The 16,286-nt window shown below is 71.2% G+C and carries 13 protein-coding genes; 6 read left to right on the forward strand and 7 right to left on the reverse strand.

The annotated features are described in order from the left end of the window. Nucleotides 1-131 precede the first annotated feature (131 nt). The 5 genes from ACYVLJ_RS36420 to ACYVLJ_RS36440 form a co-directional block, all read right to left on the reverse strand. Nucleotides 132-1,280, reverse strand: coding sequence for a glycosyltransferase family protein (locus ACYVLJ_RS36420; protein ID WP_460442093.1), 1,149 nt, complete (start codon nt 1,278-1,280; stop codon nt 132-134). A gap of 20 nt (nt 1,281-1,300) precedes the next feature. Then, nucleotides 1,301-2,317, reverse strand: coding sequence for an MDR/zinc-dependent alcohol dehydrogenase-like family protein (locus ACYVLJ_RS36425; protein ID WP_460442094.1), 1,017 nt, complete (start codon nt 2,315-2,317; stop codon nt 1,301-1,303). Between the two features lie 96 nt (nt 2,318-2,413). After that, the gene (locus ACYVLJ_RS36430; protein WP_451978224.1) at nt 2,414-3,577 is read right to left on the reverse strand and encodes a DegT/DnrJ/EryC1/StrS family aminotransferase; all 1,164 of its coding nucleotides are present in this window, start codon (nt 3,575-3,577) and stop codon (nt 2,414-2,416) included. Nucleotides 3,578-3,662: 85 nt separating this feature from the next. Beyond that, nucleotides 3,663-5,261 (reverse strand): MFS transporter, encoded by a 1,599-nt coding sequence (locus tag ACYVLJ_RS36435; protein ID WP_451978221.1) that lies wholly within the window; start codon nt 5,259-5,261, stop codon nt 3,663-3,665. A 275-nt stretch (nt 5,262-5,536) separates the two neighbouring features. Then, nucleotides 5,537-6,721, reverse strand: coding sequence for an acyl-CoA dehydrogenase family protein (locus tag ACYVLJ_RS36440; RefSeq protein ID WP_451978218.1), 1,185 nt, complete (start codon nt 6,719-6,721; stop codon nt 5,537-5,539). 238 nt (nt 6,722-6,959) lie between these two features. Here ACYVLJ_RS36440 and ACYVLJ_RS36445 point away from each other — a divergent pair, with 238 nt between their 5' ends. Continuing rightward, nucleotides 6,960-7,787: an alpha/beta fold hydrolase gene (locus ACYVLJ_RS36445; RefSeq protein WP_460442095.1), complete on the forward strand. Its 828-nt coding sequence runs from the start codon at nt 6,960-6,962 to the stop codon at nt 7,785-7,787. A gap of 16 nt (nt 7,788-7,803) precedes the next feature. Here the strand turns inward: ACYVLJ_RS36445 and ACYVLJ_RS36450 are convergent, their stop codons facing one another. Beyond that, nucleotides 7,804-8,373, reverse strand: a complete 570-nt coding sequence (locus ACYVLJ_RS36450; RefSeq protein ID WP_460442096.1) for an NUDIX hydrolase — start codon at nt 8,371-8,373, stop codon at nt 7,804-7,806. Nucleotides 8,374-8,578: 205 nt separating this feature from the next. Here ACYVLJ_RS36450 and ACYVLJ_RS36455 point away from each other — a divergent pair, with 205 nt between their 5' ends. Genes ACYVLJ_RS36455 through ACYVLJ_RS36465 form a run of 3 tightly spaced genes read left to right on the forward strand, consistent with a single transcriptional unit; the run spans nt 8,579 to nt 12,202 of the window. Further along, nucleotides 8,579-9,970 carry a nucleotide sugar dehydrogenase gene (locus ACYVLJ_RS36455; protein ID WP_460442097.1) on the forward strand — a complete coding sequence of 464 codons (1,392 nt, stop codon included), beginning with the start codon at nt 8,579-8,581 and terminating at the stop codon, nt 9,968-9,970. Continuing rightward, nucleotides 9,967-10,947, forward strand: a complete 981-nt coding sequence (locus ACYVLJ_RS36460) for an NAD-dependent epimerase/dehydratase family protein (protein ID WP_451978206.1) — start codon at nt 9,967-9,969, stop codon at nt 10,945-10,947. The genes ACYVLJ_RS36455 and ACYVLJ_RS36460 overlap by 4 nt, the downstream gene beginning before the upstream one ends. A 34-nt stretch (nt 10,948-10,981) precedes the next feature. Continuing rightward, complete coding sequence (locus ACYVLJ_RS36465; RefSeq protein ID WP_460442098.1) at nt 10,982-12,202, forward strand: methyltransferase domain-containing protein; 1,221 nt, start codon at nt 10,982-10,984, stop codon at nt 12,200-12,202. Between the two features lie 118 nt (nt 12,203-12,320). On the opposite strand, the gene ACYVLJ_RS36470 is transcribed toward ACYVLJ_RS36465, so the two are convergent. Then, the gene (locus ACYVLJ_RS36470; protein WP_451978201.1) at nt 12,321-13,775 is read right to left on the reverse strand and encodes a nucleotide disphospho-sugar-binding domain-containing protein; all 1,455 of its coding nucleotides are present in this window, start codon (nt 13,773-13,775) and stop codon (nt 12,321-12,323) included. Between the two features lie 198 nt (nt 13,776-13,973). Here ACYVLJ_RS36470 and ACYVLJ_RS36475 point away from each other — a divergent pair, with 198 nt between their 5' ends. Together ACYVLJ_RS36475 and ACYVLJ_RS36480 are read left to right on the forward strand one after the other, a co-directional pair. After that, a complete protein-coding gene (locus ACYVLJ_RS36475) occupies nt 13,974-14,642 on the forward strand; it encodes an O-methyltransferase (protein WP_460442099.1) in 669 nt (222 codons plus the stop codon). A gap of 20 nt (nt 14,643-14,662) precedes the next feature. Then, entirely contained in the window at nt 14,663-16,171 is a 1,509-nt protein-coding gene (locus tag ACYVLJ_RS36480; protein WP_451978195.1) for a 4-hydroxyphenylacetate 3-hydroxylase family protein, read from the forward strand. Nucleotides 16,172-16,286: the final 115 nt, after the last annotated feature.

The raw sequence follows: 16,286 nt of genomic DNA on the forward strand, positions 1-16,286 counted from the left end.
GCCAAAGCGCCGTTACGCCGCCTCGGCAGCGCGCCGGGCCAAGTACCGCACCCTCAAGCCGCCTCGGCAGCGCCCCGGGCCGCCAGAGCCCTCACACCGCCTCGGCAGCGCCCCAGGCCGGCACCGCACCCTCAAGCCGCCTCCGCGGCTCCCTCGGCCACCAACGCGGCCAGACCCTCCGCCACCTCAGCGGGGGTCGGCTGGGCCGCCAGCTCCGCTGCCAGCGTCGCCGCCGCGTGGCGGTAGCCCGGGCGGTCCAGGATTCGCGCGCAGCGGTCCGCGATCGCCGATGGGGCGATCTCGTCCGGCAGGAGCCTGATGCCCGCTCCGGCGCGGGCCACCGACTCGCCGTTGTCGAACTGGTCGTCGAACACCGGGAGGACTACCTGGGGCAATGCCGCCTCGATCGCCGTCAGCGCTGTTCCCTGGCCGCCGTGGTGGATTACCGCGTCGCAGGTTGCGAATACCGGGGACAGTGGCATGCGGCCCACGTGGCGGACCGCCGCCGGCAACGGGGGCCAGCCCGCCGCGATCCGGTCGTCCACCGCCACCACCAGCTCCACTTCCAGGTCCGACAGCGCGCCCACGATGTCGGCCACGCTCTCCGCCACCTGGCTGCGGCCCGTGCGGGGCACCACCGTGCCCAGCGTCAGGCACACCCTCGGCTTGCGCCGGCGCCGCAGGACCCAGTCCGGCACCCGGGCCTCGCCGTTGTACGCCAGCGGGCGGATGCCCGTGTGGGCCGCCGCGTGCGGGAGGCGCAGCGAGGGGGGCCACGGGTTGAGCGTCGCCGTCGGTCTCGGGAGCACGTCCAGGCCGCGGGCGGCCAACTGGACCGACAGCTCCGTCGCCGCGCCCCAGCGGTACTCCGGCAGCGCCGCCACCCCCCAGTGCAGCTCCACCTGCGGGATGCCCAGGCTCCACGCCGCGACCGGGCCGGCGAACTCCGCGCGCTCGCAGACCACCACGTCCGGGCGCCACGCGCGCATCGCCACCGACGTGCCCGGCAGGGCGCGGGCCGCCATGCGGCCGAACACCCGGCCGTGCGCCGTGCGCTGCTCCGCCAGGCCTTCGCTCGGCCGGTCGTCGGCGACCAGGTCGGCGAACCGCTCCGCCGGGCCCGACGACGTGCCCGGCAGGCCCGAGCCCAGCACCGTCGGGACGAAGTGCTCGGCGCTCAGCACCAGCACCTCGTGCCCCGCCGCGCGGCAGGCCCAGGCCAGCGGGACCAGCGGGAAGAAGTGACCCGGCAGGGCCACCGTCGTGAACAGGATCCGCACAACAGCCCCCGGGCGCCGTTTCAGTAGGTGACGACGGCGCGGAACCGCACCTCGCCCTTGCCGACCTTCCGGACGGCTTCGGCGACGTCTTCGGCCGCGAACGTCTCCACCAGCGGCTTCACCTTGCCCGCCGCCACCAGGTCCAGCGCCTCGCGCAGGTACTCGGTCCCGTTGTGGGTCGCGCCGAGGATCTGCTGGCCCAGCCCGAAGAACGGCAGCATCGGCGGCAGCGTGAACGGCTCGGTGACGTCGATGCCGGCCAGCACCAGGCGGCCGTTGACGTTCAGGCCCGTCATCGCGTCCGCGGCCGCGCGGTACGACGTGCCCGTCACGAGCACCACGTCGGCGCCGCCCGCCGCGCGCAGCTCCTCGCCGTTCGAGACGACCGTGCCCGCACCCAGCTCGCGGGCGAGGTCGTGCTTCTCCGGCGAGCTCGTCACCGCGATCGTGTCGAAGCCGCACGCCCGGGCGTACTGGACCGCGAGGTGCCCCAGGCCGCCGATGCCCACCACCGCGACGCGCTCGCCCGGCTTCGGGTCGGCCGTCCGCAGCGCGCTCCAGCTCGTGTACCCCGCGCACAGCACCGGGACGGCGAGCTCCGGGGACAGGTGGTCGGGGATGACCACGGTCTGGTCGGCGGCGACGACGATGTACTCCGCCTGTCCACCTTGGACGGTGAACCCGGTCGAAACCGGCGCCGCGCAGGCGAAGGCGGCGCGGGCCGACAGCGGCAGGCCGAGGCGGCAGTAGTCGCAGCTGCCGCAGGTGCCGCGGATCCAGGTGGTGCCGACGACGTCGCCGACCTGGCGGCTGGTGACCGCGTCGCCGACGGCCACCACCTCACCGACCGGCTCGTGCCCGGGGATCGCCGGGTCGAACGACGGGAACGGCAGCATCCCCTTCGTCACCAGGACGTCGTTCGAGCAGATGCCGGACGCGCGAACGCGGATCAGCACGTCGGCCGGGCCGGGCTCGGGGGTCGGCACCTCCCGCAGCTCCCACTCCTCGTTGACCCCGGGAATCACCGCAGCCTTCATCACCATCATCCTCACTGGACGCCGGACGCTTACCGACAACGGTGCCAGGCCGGCGCCGCCCCGCCGTCTTCCCCGCTGCGGGCTTTCGGGAAACGGTCAGGCCGCGCGCGCGACGCGGATGCGCCGGCCCGTGCACTGCCGCACGGCCGAGATCACGCGGTCGACGTCCGCGTCGGACAGCGACTGGTGCATCGGCAGCAGCAGGGTCTTCGCCGACGCCGCTTCGGCGCCTGGGAGGACCGCGGACGAGCCGTACGCCGGCACCTGGTGCAGCAGCGGGTAGCGGAACGTCGTGTAGACGCCGAGCTCGTACAGGTCGCGGGCCACCTGGTCGCGGATGCCGCCCTCGAACTGGAGCCAGTACATGTAGTACGACGACGTGTGGCCCGCCGGGAGGGGCGGGGGCACGCGCAGGCCGGGCACGTCCGCCAACCCGGCATCGTAGGCGAGCGCGACTTCGCGGCGGCGGTCGATGAACTCGCCCAGCCGGCTCAGCTGGACGGTGCCGATCGCGGCGAGCACGTCGTTCGTCGTGGAGCGGCGGGAAAAGGACGTCACGTCGAAGTCCCACCAGCGGGTCTGGGCGCGCATCGCCTGGTCGTACCCGCTGCGCTGCTCCATCCCGAGGTAGGCGATCTTGGGCGCGCGGGCGGCCAGCTCCGGGTCGCGCACGCACAGCATCCCGCCGTCGACGGTGACCACGATCTTGCCGTGGTCGAAACTCCACACGCCGATGTCGCCGAAGGTGCCGCAGCTCTGTCCGTCCACAGTGGAGGCGATGGCGACGGCGGCGTCCTCGATCAGGGGGATGCCGCGGTCCCGGCACAGCTGCGCGATCCGCGCCACCTCACCGGGGTAGCCGCCGTAGTGCAGGATCAGCACGGCTTTCGTGCGCGCGGTCAGGACCGCCTCGACGTCCTCCACGCGCGGGTTCAGCGTGGCTTCGTCGACGTCGCAGAACACCGGGACGGCGCCGCGCGAGGCGATCGCGTTGCCCGCGCCGACAAAGCTCGGCGTCGGCAGCACCACTTCGTCGCCCGGCCCGATGCCGAGGAGCTCCATCGCGATGAACGTCGCCTCGGTGCAGGAGTTCGTCGACGTCACGTGCTCGGGGTCGACGCCGATGTGCCGCGCGAAAGCCGACTCGAACTGCTGCGTGCGGGCGCCGCGGCCGATCCAGTTGCTCTCGAACACCTCCCGCACCGCCGCGAGCTCCTGCTCGCCCAGTGCCGGCTGCATGACGTTGATCATGGGCTCCATCGGGACTCCTCCGCACGACTCGTTCACGGGACGATCCGGCCGGACCGCTCGCGCGATCCGGCCGGATCAAGGGTTTTCCAGACCGTCAGGCCTGGGCCGCCTCCGCGGAGGTTTCGCCCTCCGCGGCACCTTCCGGCGCGGCCTCCGGCGGCGGGCCCGTGGGGGGCGCCGGCGGGACCGGGATGTGCCGGAGGGTGACGAAGGCCAGCGCGGCCAGGGCCACGAACACGACCGCGCAGATGCCGGCGGTGGTGTTCAGGGCACTGGTGAACGCGTTGCCCGCCGCGGAAAGCAGGTCCTGCGCGACGTTCGGCGGCTGCGTACCCGCCGCCTGGACCGCGCTGGTGATGCTCTCGCGGGTGGCGTCCGCGGCGGAGCCGGTGACGCCGGCCGGCACGGTCAGGTGGCTGTGGTAGGCCGCCGTCGCGATGCTGCCCAGCGCGGCGATGCCGAGCGCGACGCCCAGCTCGCCACCGGTCGACTGCAGCGAAGCCGCCGACCCCATCTTCTCCGGCGGGGCCGAGCCCATGACGACCTTGTTGACCAGGACGCCGATCGGGCTGCCGCCGAGGAAGATGATGCTCGAGCCGAGGATCAGCACGGCCACACCCGACGTCGTGTCGTACAGGCTCAGCACCAGCATGCCGACCGCGGCGATGAGCATGCCGACGATCAGGATGACGCCGGGCTTGACCTTCATCGACAGCGGGTTGGTCGCCTGGATGCCGATCACCATGATCACGGCCGGGATCAGCAGCAGGAGCGCGGACTTCAGGGCCGAGAAGCCCTCCACCTCCTGCAGGTGCTGGGTCACCAGCAGGCCCGTGCCGCCCTGGATCGCGGCGAACAGCAGGCCGAGGACCAGACCGCCGGAGACGGCCTTGATCGCGAACAGCCGCACGTCGAGCAGCGGGTTCGCCAGCTTGCGCTGCCGAACCACGAACACGATGCCGAACACGATGCCGGCGACGGCCACCAGGACCGGGGCGACCGCCCAGCCGGAGCGGACGACCTCCTTGAGGCCCCAGATGAACGGCAGGATCGCCAGCAGCGACAGCGCCACGCTCACCAGGTCGAGCTTGCCCGCGTTCGGGTTCTTGAACTCGGGCAGCAGGATCGGCCCGAACACCAGCACCAGCACCATGATCGGCACCGCGAGCAGGAACACCGAGCCCCACCAGAACGAGGCCAGCAGCAGGCCGCCGACCACCGGGCCGAGGGCGATACCGGCCATCATCGAGGTGGCCCAGACACCGATCGCGGCACCCATCTGCTTGGGGTGCTGGAACATGCCCATGATCAACGCGAGCGTCGACGGCATGATCGTCGCACCCGCGATGCCGAGCAGGGCCCGGATGATGATCAGCATTTCGGGGTTGGTCGAGAAGGCCGCGACCGCCGAAAGGATGCCGAAGGCCGTGGCGCCGGTCACCAGGACCTTCCGCCTGCCGATCCGGTCACCGAGCGTACCCATGGTCACCAGGAACCCGGCGATCAGGAAGCCGTAGATGTCGGTGATCCACAGCTGCTCGGTGCTGCTCGCGCCCAGGTCAGCGCTCAGGTGCGGGAGCGCGAGGAACAGGACGTTGATGTCCATCATCGTCAACATCGTGGGGAGGGCGAGCACCGCCAGCCCCCACCACTCCCGCCGCCCGGCCAAGGGCGGCGCGCCGTTACCGGTCACTATTCATCATCCTCTCTCCATCAAAGCCGCCGGCCAACCGAGGGATCACAAAGGCCAGACGCACAAGGCGTTGTGACTTCGAGGTCGGTTCGTACGGTGAGTAACTGTCCCAGAGTCCGCTCGTCACGAGCATCTTCCGAAATGCGGTGCGACCCCGGCCGGGAACCGCTCGGTGGGACCGTGCGTTCTCACTGTTTTTCCCCGGGCGTTCCACGCCCTGACCTGCGGCAGCGAATTCCTGACGCAGATCAGGGCGGGACGGCGAAATCGTCGGCTCAGATGTATGCGGTGTCCGGTTCCAAACCGCACAGAATACGACCGTACAATTCCGCGGCCGTCGTCGGGTTGATCAGCGCGTGCAGGCTCGCGGCCTGCAGGTCGTGCAGGATGCCCTGGATCGGCACGTGCTGGTAGATCGACGCGCCGCCCGCGCCGGCGGCGAGGATGTCGACGGCTTCCTTGGCCAGCTTGCAGACCTCACCGACGTCGGCGCGGTTGCGGGCCCGCTCCTCGAGGGTCCACGGCACGCCTTCGAGCGCTTTCGTGTCCACAGTGGAGGTGATCCGTCGCGAGTGGAACTCGGCCTGGTCGATCTTCTGCGCCGCCTCCGCCACCTGCAGGTGGGTGACCGCCGCGTCCGACTGCTTCGTGTACGCGGTGTAGGCGATCCGGCGGCCGGGCAGCCACTCCAGGAAGTTCTCCATGGCGGCGCGCGCCAGGCCCAGCAGGGTGCCGACGCTGCTCGCGCCGGCCACCGGCACCAGCGGCGCGCGGTAGATCGGGATCCGCGCGTTGCGCTCGGACACCGTGTTGCCCTGCACGACCGTCGGCATCGGCAGCGCCCGCTCGGCCGGGACGAACACGTCCTGCGCGATGGTCGTGAGGCTGCCCGAGCCCTTGAGCCCGGTGGCGTACCAGTCGTCGACGACCTGCAGGTCGGCCATCGGGACGAGCGCCATCAGCGGGTACGGCTCGCTGCCGTCGCCCGGGTCGAGGATGGCGATGATCTCCTGCCAGTGCGCGTGCGGCGCACCGCTGATGAAGCTCCACTTGCCGTTGACGATGTAGCCGCCGGCGACGGTCTTGGCGAACGCGGTGGGGCTGAGCGTCCCGCACACCCGGACGTCCGGGGTCGAGAACACCTCCTCCTGCACCTGCTCGGGGAACATGCAGACCATCCAGCCCGGGATGGAGTAGACCGACGCGACCCACGACGCCGAACCGTCGCCGCGGCCGAGCTGGGTGGCCACCTCCATCAGGGTGGTCGTGTCCGCCTCGTACCCGCCGAACCGGGCGGGGACGCGGAGCTTGAAGACCCCGGCGTCGGCGAGCGCGTCGATCGTCTCCTCGGTGAGCCGGCGGTCCTGGGCGGCCTTGCCGGCGTTCGCGCGCAGCATCGGGACCAGCCCGGCAGCGCGTTCGACGAGCTGGGCCCGGGTCGGAAGTGGGGTGCTCGGCACCTGGACCTCCACGGTGTGACGGGTCTACGGAGGGGCCCGGCCGGGCGGCTCCGGGCGCAACAGGACGCCGCGCGTGCTCCCGACGGTGGCACCCGGCCGAGGCCGCGCGCACCTCGCGGAGTGCGCCCGCCCGCGGCCGCGCAATCCGGAAGAGCCCCCGGACGCCAACCGGAAAGACGCGCGCGCGGCCGGGCGCGGACCACACTGGCGCCAAACCGTCCGCGACCGGAGGATGCGCATGCGAGTCACCATCGACCGGCTGGCCGTACCCGGCGCGAGCCTGTACTACGAGGTCCGCGGCGCCGGCCCGGCCCTGCTGATCATCCCCAGCGGCAACGGCGACGCCGCGCCGTTCGTGCCGCTGGCCGAGACGCTGGCCGACCAGTACACGGTGATCACCTACGACCGGCGCGGGTTCTCGCGCAGTCCGCTCGACGGCCCGGTCGGCGACGACCGGCTCGCCGACGACGCGCACGACATCGGGGCCCTGCTGCGGCACCTCGCCCCCGGCGCGGCGGCCGTGTTCGGGTCGAGCTCCGGCGCCATCGTCGCGCTCGCCACCCTCGAACGGCACCCGGACCTGGTGCACACCGTCGTCGCGCACGAGCCGCCGCTGGCGTCCGTGCTGCCGGACGCCGAGCACTGGCTCGGTTTCTACTCCGAGCTGTACGAGACCTACCAGCGCGAGGGCGTCGACGCCGCGCGCAAGGCGTTCCGCTCCGGGATGGGCATGGAAACCACGACCAAGCCGCCGCGGCGCACCGAGCTGCCGCCGGACGAGCTGGCCGAGATGCTCGGGCGCATCCGGCGCAACCACGTGTTCTGGTTCGAGCACGAGCTGAAGCCGTACCCGGCGTACCGCCCGAACATGCGGCTGCTGAAGTCCTTTTCGGACAAGCTGGTGCTGGCGGGCGGCGACGCGCGCGACACCTTCCCGTACCGGCCGAACACCGTGCTGGCCGAGCACACCGGCAACGCGATCGTGCACCTGCCGGGCGGCCACGTCGGGTACGTCACGCACCCCGAGGAGTTCGCCGCGGCCCTGCGGGAGATCGTCCGCCCCTGACGCCCGGGCGGCACTTTCACGGGAAGGTGCCGCCCTCCTCCTCGTGCAGGCGCAGCAGGGTGTACGCCGAGACCGTGGTGTTGTCGCGGATGCCGCCCGAGCGGATCAGGGCCTCGAACTCCGCGCGCGAGCACCACCGGTGCCGCATGTCCTGCTCTTCGTGCTCGCGGTCCGGCTCGCCCTGCACCAGGTCCGTCGCCAGGAACACCGTGCACATCTGGCCGCTCGCGCCGTGCCACGCGGCCAGCCGGCCGATCGGGACCATCGAGCCCGCGCGCAGGCCCGTCTCCTCGGCCAGCTCGCGGTGCGCCAGCTCGAGCTGGTCGCCGTCGCGGCGGCCGGGGAAGCAGCCCTGCGGGAACTCCCAGTAGCGGCCCAGCAAGGGGTACCGGAACTGATCCACGAGGTGGAAGCCGCCGTTTTCGGCCGCGATCACGGTGGCGAAGTCGGGGCGGTCGATCACGGAGTAGATGCCGTGCGAACCGTCGGGGCGCTCGATGCCGTCTTCGCGCACGCTGAGCCACGCGTTCTCGTACACCAGGCGGGAAGAGATCTGCCGGATCACGGGGAGGTCGGCGTCGGCCATGGCCACCACCCTAACCGCGGCGGCCCGGCCTGGGCTTCTCTGGCGGTGCGGCGCAAGCAACAGAGGAGACGCGACCGGCGCCGCGCCGCGCGGACCATGGTCGGCGGGGAGCTCCGCATTCGGCGCGCGTTCGCCCCCGACGAGTTCGTGCAGGACCCGGCCGCGAGCCGGCCCCGGAGGCAGTATCACCCGATTGGAGACGCGGATGCGTTTTCTGCCCGACCAAGACCAGTTCCGAGTGGCGGTGATCGGTTTCGGCTACGTCGGTTCGTGCATCGCCGCGACGCTGGCCGGCCGGGGGTTCGACGTCGTCGGCGTCGACACCGACCCACGCCTGGTCGACGAGCTGGCGCGCGGCCACTGCCGGTTCGCCGAAGAGGGGCTCGCCGAGCTGGTCTTCCGGAGTCTCGCCGCCGGGAACCTGCGCGTCACCACCGACATCGCCGAGGCGGCCGACGCCGACGTCATCCTGATCTCCGTCGGCACGCCGGTGCGCGAAGACGGTTCCCTCGCCGAGGAGCAGCTGCGCGGGGCCTGCCGGGCCCTGAGCGCGCACCTGCGTCCCGGCCAGCTGATCGTCCTCAAGAGCACGGTGCCGCCGGGCACCACGCGCGGCATCGTGCTGCCGATCCTGGAGGAGAGCGGGCTGACCGGCGGCGTCGACTTCGGCCTGGCGTTCACCCCCGAGCGGCTCGCCGAAGGCACGGCTTTGCGCGAGCTGCGGACCTTCCCGATCGTGGCCGGCGGCCTCGGCGCGGACAGCGAAGCCGCGGCGGAAGCCTTCTGGCGGCGCGCGCTCGGCGTCGAGGTGATCCCGCGCGACTCCCTGGAGGCGGCCGAGATCGTCAAGCTGGCCAGCAACTGGTGGATCGACCTGAACATCGCCCTGGCCAACGAGCTCGCGATGTTCTGCGCGCTCTACGGCGTCGACGTGCTCGACGTGATCTCCGCGGCGAACACGATCCCCAAGGGCGCGGGCAACGTGAACATCCTCCTGCCCAGCGTCGGCGTCGGCGGCTCGTGCCTGACCAAGGACCCGTGGATGGTGTGGCGCTCGGCCGAGCGCCACGGCCTGCCGATCCGGACCGCGCCCGCCGGCCGCGAGGTCAACGCCGGGATGCCGGAGTACACCGCGCAGCTGGCGATCGACGAGCTGGTGCGCCGGGGCAAGAACCCGACCGGCAGCAAGGTGGCCGTGCTCGGGCTGGCGTTCAAGAACGACACCGGCGACCTGCGGGCCACCCCGACCGTCGGCGCGGTGAAGACGCTCGCCAAGGCGGGGCTCACCGTGTCCGTGTACGACCCGCTGGTCGACCCGGACGCCGCCGAGGAGCTGTTCGGCATCCGGCCGGCGGCGAGCCTCGAAGAGGCCGTGCGCGACGCGGACTGCCTCGCGGTCCTGGCCCTGCACCGCGACTTCCACGACATCGACTTCGCCGCGCTGCCCGTCGCCCGGGACTGCCTGGTCCTCGACGGCCGCGCCTACTACCCCAAGGAAAAGATCGCCGAGCTGCGCGCCGCCGGGTACGTCTACCGCGGCATCGGCCGCGGTGACGCGATCCCGGGCACGCCGAACGAGACGGAGACGGCTCGATGAGCACCCCCCAGCACGCCGTGGTCACCGGTGGCTCCGGCTTCGTCGGCTCCCACCTGGTCGAGCGCCTCGTCGACCGCGGTGACGAGGTGACCGTCCTGGACGTCGCGCCGCCGCGGTTCCCGGTCGAGGGCGTCCGGTACATCACCGGAGACCTGCGGGACACCGCGAAGCTGGCCGAGGCGATCCGGCCGGGCGTCGGCGTCGTGTACCACCTCGCCGCCGTCGTCGGCGTCGACCAGTACCTGGCGCGCCCGCTCGACGTCATCGACATCAACTACGCCGCGACGCGGGCCGTGCTCGACCTCGCGCTCGAAGCGGGCGCGAAGGTCGTCCTCGCCAGCACCAGCGAGGTGTTCGGCAAGAACCCGGCGGTGCCGTGGGACGAGGACGGCGACCGCGTGCTCGGCGGCACCTCGCACGACCGGTGGTCCTACTCCTCCAGCAAGGCGCTGGCCGAGCACCTGACCTTCGCCTTCGCCCGCCAGCACGGGCTCGAGGCGACCATCGTGCGCTACTTCAACGTCTACGGTCCGCGCCAGCGGCCCGCCTACATCGTGAGCCGGTCGGTCCACCGGGCGCTCAACCGGCGTTCGCTCGTGGTCTACGACAAGGGCGTCATGACCCGCTGCTTCACCTACGTCGACGACGCGATCGAGGGCACCCTGCGCGCGGCCGACCACCCCGGCGCGGTCGGGCAGGCGTTCAACATCGGCAGCATGGTCGAGACCACCATCGGCGAGGTCGTCCGGCTGGTCGGTGAGCTCACCGGCGCGAACGGCGTCGTCGACGTCGACACCGGCGTCAAGCTCGGCGCGTCCTACCAGGACCTCCCCCGGCGCGTGCCGAACAACGCCAAGGCGGCCGGGATCCTCGGCTGGCGCCCGGAAACGGCGCTGCGCGACGGGCTGATCAAGACCATCGAGTGGGCGCGCGGCGCGGACTGGTGGCTGGCGCAGGACGACAAGGGCGCGGAGTGAGGATTCGATGACCACCAACAGTGAGGGCCAGTCCATGGGTACGAAGTGTCGGGTGTGCGACGGCCGCGTCGTCGAGTTCGTCGACCTGGGCGACCAGCCGACGGCGAACGGTTTCCTGCTCCCCCACGAGGTCGAGGGCGAGTTCCGCTTCCGGCTCGCGGTCGGCTCGTGCGAGGACTGCACGATGGTGCAGCTGATGGAGGAGGTGCCTCAGGAGCTGCGCTACCACGCCGGCTACCGGTACCAGGCCTCCGGTTCGGCCGGGCACCGCAAGCACTTCCGGGCCGACGCGGAGTGGTTCCTGGCGAACGAGCTGACCGGGCCGGACCCGTTCATCGTCGAGATCGGCTGCAACGACGGCGTGATGCTGTCGACGATCGCCGAGGCCGGCGTCCGTCACCTCGGGGTCGAGCCGTCCGGGAACGTCGCCGACCTGGCGCGCGCCAAGGGGGTCCAGGTCCTGTCGGCGTTCTTCGACGCTCAGACCGCGGCCGCCGTCCGCGGGGCGCACGGCGCGGCCGACGTCATCTTCGGCGCCAACACGATCTGCCACATCGCCCACGTGGAGTCGCTGTTCCGCGGCATCGACGCGCTGCTGTCGGACAACGGCATCTTCGTGTTCGAGGAGCCCTACCTCGCCACGATCATCGAGGGCATGGCGTTCGACCAGATCTACGACGAGCACGTGTTCTACTTCAGCGCCGGCTCGGTCCGCGCGATGGCGGAGCGCTTCGGCTTCGAGCTGGTGCACGCGGAGCACATCGCCATGCACGGCGGCGAGGTCCGCTACACGATCGCCCGTCCGGGCGCGCGCACGCCGTCGGCCTCGCTCGACGCCCTGCTGGCCGAGGAGGAGGCGGGCAAGCTCTCGGAGCCGCTGACGTTCGCGCGGTTCGGCCGCAACGTCGAGCGGATCCGCGACGACCTCGTCGGGCTGCTGACGGACCTGCGCGCCCAGGGCAAGACCGTCGTCGGGTACGGCGCGCCGGGCAAGAGCTCGACGGTGACGACGTACTGCGGCATCACGACGGACCTGATCCCGTTCGTCGTCGACTCGACGCCGGGCAAGCAGGGCCACCTGCTGCCGGGCTCGCACCTGCCGGTGAAGCCGCCGGCGGCGTTCTCGGACGCCTACCCGGACTACGCCGTGCTGTTCGCGTGGAACCACGCCGAGGAGATCATGGCCAAGGAGGAGGCGTTCCGCGCCGCCGGCGGGCAGTGGATCCGGTTCGTCCCCGAGGTCGAAGTGCTCTGACGCGCACAGGAAAGGCCCCGCCGGGTTCGCCCGGCGGGGCCTTTCTCTTGCACAGCAAAAGAAAGCCGCCGTCCCGCGGGTGCGGGACGGCGGCTTCCGGGGGGCGGGGCGGGGAGGCTCAGCGCCGGCGGTGCTGGACGACCAGCTTCTCCAGGTCCGGGATGATGTCGCTCGGGCTCGGCATCGCCAGCCAGTCGTCGTGGAGGGCGTGGGCCGCGTGCTGGTAGCGCTGGTCGGTGGCGACCGACCAGACGAGGTCGCGGATCTCCTCGACGGTGTTGGCACGGTGGTCCAGGCGGACGCCCGCGCCGGTCGAGATGACGAAGTCCGAGACCACCGTGGACTCGACCTTCTTCGCCGGCAGCTCCCAGTGCGCGGTCGACGCCTCGGGGGCACCCTCTTCGCGCTCGTCGAACTCCCAGCCGAGACGGTAGGTGCCCGTGGTGTTGATGTCGCCGCCGTCCTCGACCAGGCGCATCAGCAACGAGATGCCCTCGACGTCGCAGACCAGCTGCGGGACCTTGTGCGCCACCGCGGAGGAGTACGTGCCGATGCCGCCGTGGTGGATCAGCGCCGAGCAGGTCGGCAGCAGGTGCGGCAGGTTGACCCAGTCGATCACCTTGACGTTCGGCGGGATCTCCTCGACGTCGGCCAGCTGCGCCTTGTCCAGCGTCGCGACGATCTCGAGGTCGTCGAGCTGCCCGAGGGCCTTGAGGATCTTCGGCGCGCGGTCCCAGTCGCCCTTGATGAACCGGCGCGTCGACTCGCCCAGCGACAGCGCGACGCGGCGGCGGTTCTTGCGGCCGCAGCACTCACAGCGCGTCAGCTCGGGACGCTGGTACAGCCACTTCGGCAGGACCTCGGGGTCGACGTAGGGCACGTGCCGCATCGGCAGCTTCTTCGTGCTCGTGGGCAAGCGCAGGCCCTCCAGCATCGTCTCGATGCTGAAGTTGCCGACGAGCAGCTCGTCGTCGACCTCGAAGCCGTACTTCTCGGCCAGCGGCCGGATCAGCGTCGCGAGCGGGTTCGGGTCCAGCCCGGCGGCCACCAGGGCGCTCTTGTTCTCGGCGAGGCGGTCGAGCGACCAGCCGAACATGTCGTGCCCGATCAGCAGCCGCGTGTGCGCCGCGCCGCAGACCTTCGCCGCGACGGCGCCGGCCGGGATCGTCGCGTCCCACGAGATCAGGTCCGGCTGCCAGACCTTGGCGAAGTCGATCAGGTCCTCCGCCTCGCGGCGGTCGAGCCGCACGTAGTCCGACGTCGGCTGCATCAGCCACTGGTAGAACACGATCCAGTGCTCGCGGCCCTCCGGCGACAGGCCCATCACGTCGGCGTAGCGGTTGACGATGTCCTGGTGGTGCGGCGGGGCGCAGTCGTCGGTGAGCCGCACCGGCGGCTGGTCGGGGTCGCCGAGCTGGACCGGCGTGAGGCCCGTCTTGATGATCATCTCCGCCGCGCTGTGGTGCGCGGCCACGCGGACTTCGTGCCCCGCGCTCTGCAGCGCCCACGCCAGCGGCACCACCGGGTAGAGGTGCGCCAGTGAGTTCGGGTAGACGGTGAACAGGACTCGCATCGAATCTCCTCGACTCCGGAGGTGGTGTCGTCGTCGGCAAAGGTCAGGATCGTCGCCACGGCCGAACCGGCGCATCTCCCGCAGTGCTGAGGGCCGCTGCGCAGTGCAAACGAGGAGACGCAACGGCTTTCGCGCCCGGCCGATACTGGCCTTTGCCCACCGGAACCCGGCCGGATCGCGCGCCGTCGTGGAGGACGCATGAGTACGTTCAGTTTCCTGGACGAGAAGACGATCGCCTACGTGGTCAGTTCGTGCACGCAACCGGACCCGGTGGTGAGCAGCCTGATCGAGGACACCGCCAAGGTCGGTGAACTCTCGGAGATGCTGACCCCGGTCGAGCAGGCCGGTTTCCTGCACCTGATCGCGAAGCTGGTCGCGCCCAAGACGGTCATCGACGTCGGGACGTTCACCGGACTGTCCTCTTTGGCCTTCGCCCGCGGGCTCGCGCCCGGCGGCAAGGTGATCACGTGCGACGTCACCGAGGACTGGGTCGGCATCGCCCGCAAGCACTGGGAGCTCGCCGGCGTCGCCGACAAGATCGAGTTCAAGCTCGGCCCCGGCCGCAAGACCCTGCCCGGCCTGGTCGGCGAGGGCGAGGCGGACCTGGTGTTCATCGACGCCGACAAGACGTCGTACCCGTACTACGTGGACGCCGTCGCGCCGATGCTGCGCTCGGGCGGCCTGCTGATCCTCGACAACGTGCTGCTGCACGGGACCGTCGCGGCCCCCGAGGACGTCGAAGAGGACCTCCCCCGCTACGCCGCCGAGGTCGTCGCCGGCGTCAACGCGAAGCTCGCCGTCGACGAGCGGTTCGACACCGTGATGCTGCCGATCGCGGACGGCGTCACGCTCGCCCGCAAGAAGTGAACCGACAAGGGGAGGTGGCCATGAGCGAGAGCCGTCCGGCCCGGCCGCTGACCGGCGCCGAGTACATCGAAAGCCTGCGTGACGACCGCGAGGTCTACATCAACGGCGAGCGCGTCAAGGACGTCACCGAGCACGCGGCGTTCCGCAACCCGATCCGGATGACCGCGCGGCTGTACGACGCCCTGCACGACCCGCAGTACAAGGACGTGCTGACCGCGCCGACCGACACCGGCAACGGCGGCTACACCCACCGGTTCTTCCGCACGCCGCACAGCGTCGAGGACCTCGTGGCCGACCAGAAGGCGATCGCCGCGTGGGCGCGGATGAGCTACGGCTGGATGGGCCGCAGCCCCGACTACAAGGCGTCGTTCCTCGGCACGCTCGGCGCGAACTCGGAGTTCTACGCGCCGTTCGAGGAGAACGCCAAGCGCTGGTACCGGGAGTCGCAGGAGAAGGTGCTCTACTGGAACCACGCGCTGGTCCACCCGCCGGTGGACCGCAAGCGGCCGCCGGACGAGGTCCGCGACGTGTTCGTCCACGTGGAGAAGGAAACCGACGCCGGCCTGGTGGTCAGCGGCGCCAAGGTCGTCGCGACCGGGTCCGCGCTGACGCACTACAACTTCATCGCGCACTACGGGCTGCCGATCAAGAAGCGCGAGTTCGCGCTCGTGGCGACCATCCCCATGGACGCCAAGGGGATGAAGCTGATCTGCCGTCCGTCGTACACGTCGATGGCCAACACGGTCGGCTCGCCGTTCGACTACCCGCTCTCGTCGCGGCTGGACGAGAACGACACGATCCTGGTGCTGGACAAGGTCCTGATCCCGTGGGAGAACGTCTTCATCTACGGCGACCTCGGCAAGGTCCAGACGTTCACCGGGCAGTCGGGGTTCATCGAGCGATCGACGTTCCAGGGCTGCACCCGGCTGGCCGTGAAGCTGGAGTTCATCGCGGGCCTGATCGCCAAGGCCCTCGAGATCACCGGCACCGAGGACTTCCGCGGCGTGCAGACGCGCCTCGGCGAGGTCCTGGCGTGGCGCAACCTGTTCTGGGGCCTCTCGGACGCCGCGGCGCGCAACCCGGTGCCGTGGCGCGACGGCGCGCTGCTGCCGAACCCGGCGTACGGCCAGGCCTACCGCTGGTTCACGCAGGTCGGCTACGCCCGCATCCGCGAGATCGTGCTCCAGGACGTCGCGAGCGCGCTGATCTACATCAACTCCAGCGCCGAGGACTTCAAGAACCCGGAGATCCGGTCCTATTTGGACACCTACGTCCGCGGCTCGAACGGCATCGACGCCGAGACGCGCGTCAAGGTGATGAAGCTGCTCTGGGACGCCGTCGGCACGGAGTTCGGCGGCCGGCACGAGCTCTACGAGCGCAACTACGCCGGCAGCCACGAGAACACCCGCATCGAGCTGCTCTTCGGCCAGGTCGCCTCGGGCCAGGTCGACGACTACAAGCGGTTCGTCGACACCTGCCTGAACGAGTACGACCTCGACGGGTGGACCGTTCCCGACATGACCCGGTGAAGGATTTTCGCCGGGGCACTGGGCAAGACGCGAGGTGTGACCGGGCGGGGCCGCGGCGAAGATGAAGCCGGGGAACGAGCAACGGCGACCGCGGCCGTCCTGGGGTGCCGCGGGG

It is taken from the genome of Amycolatopsis stemonae, assembly GCF_054781455.1.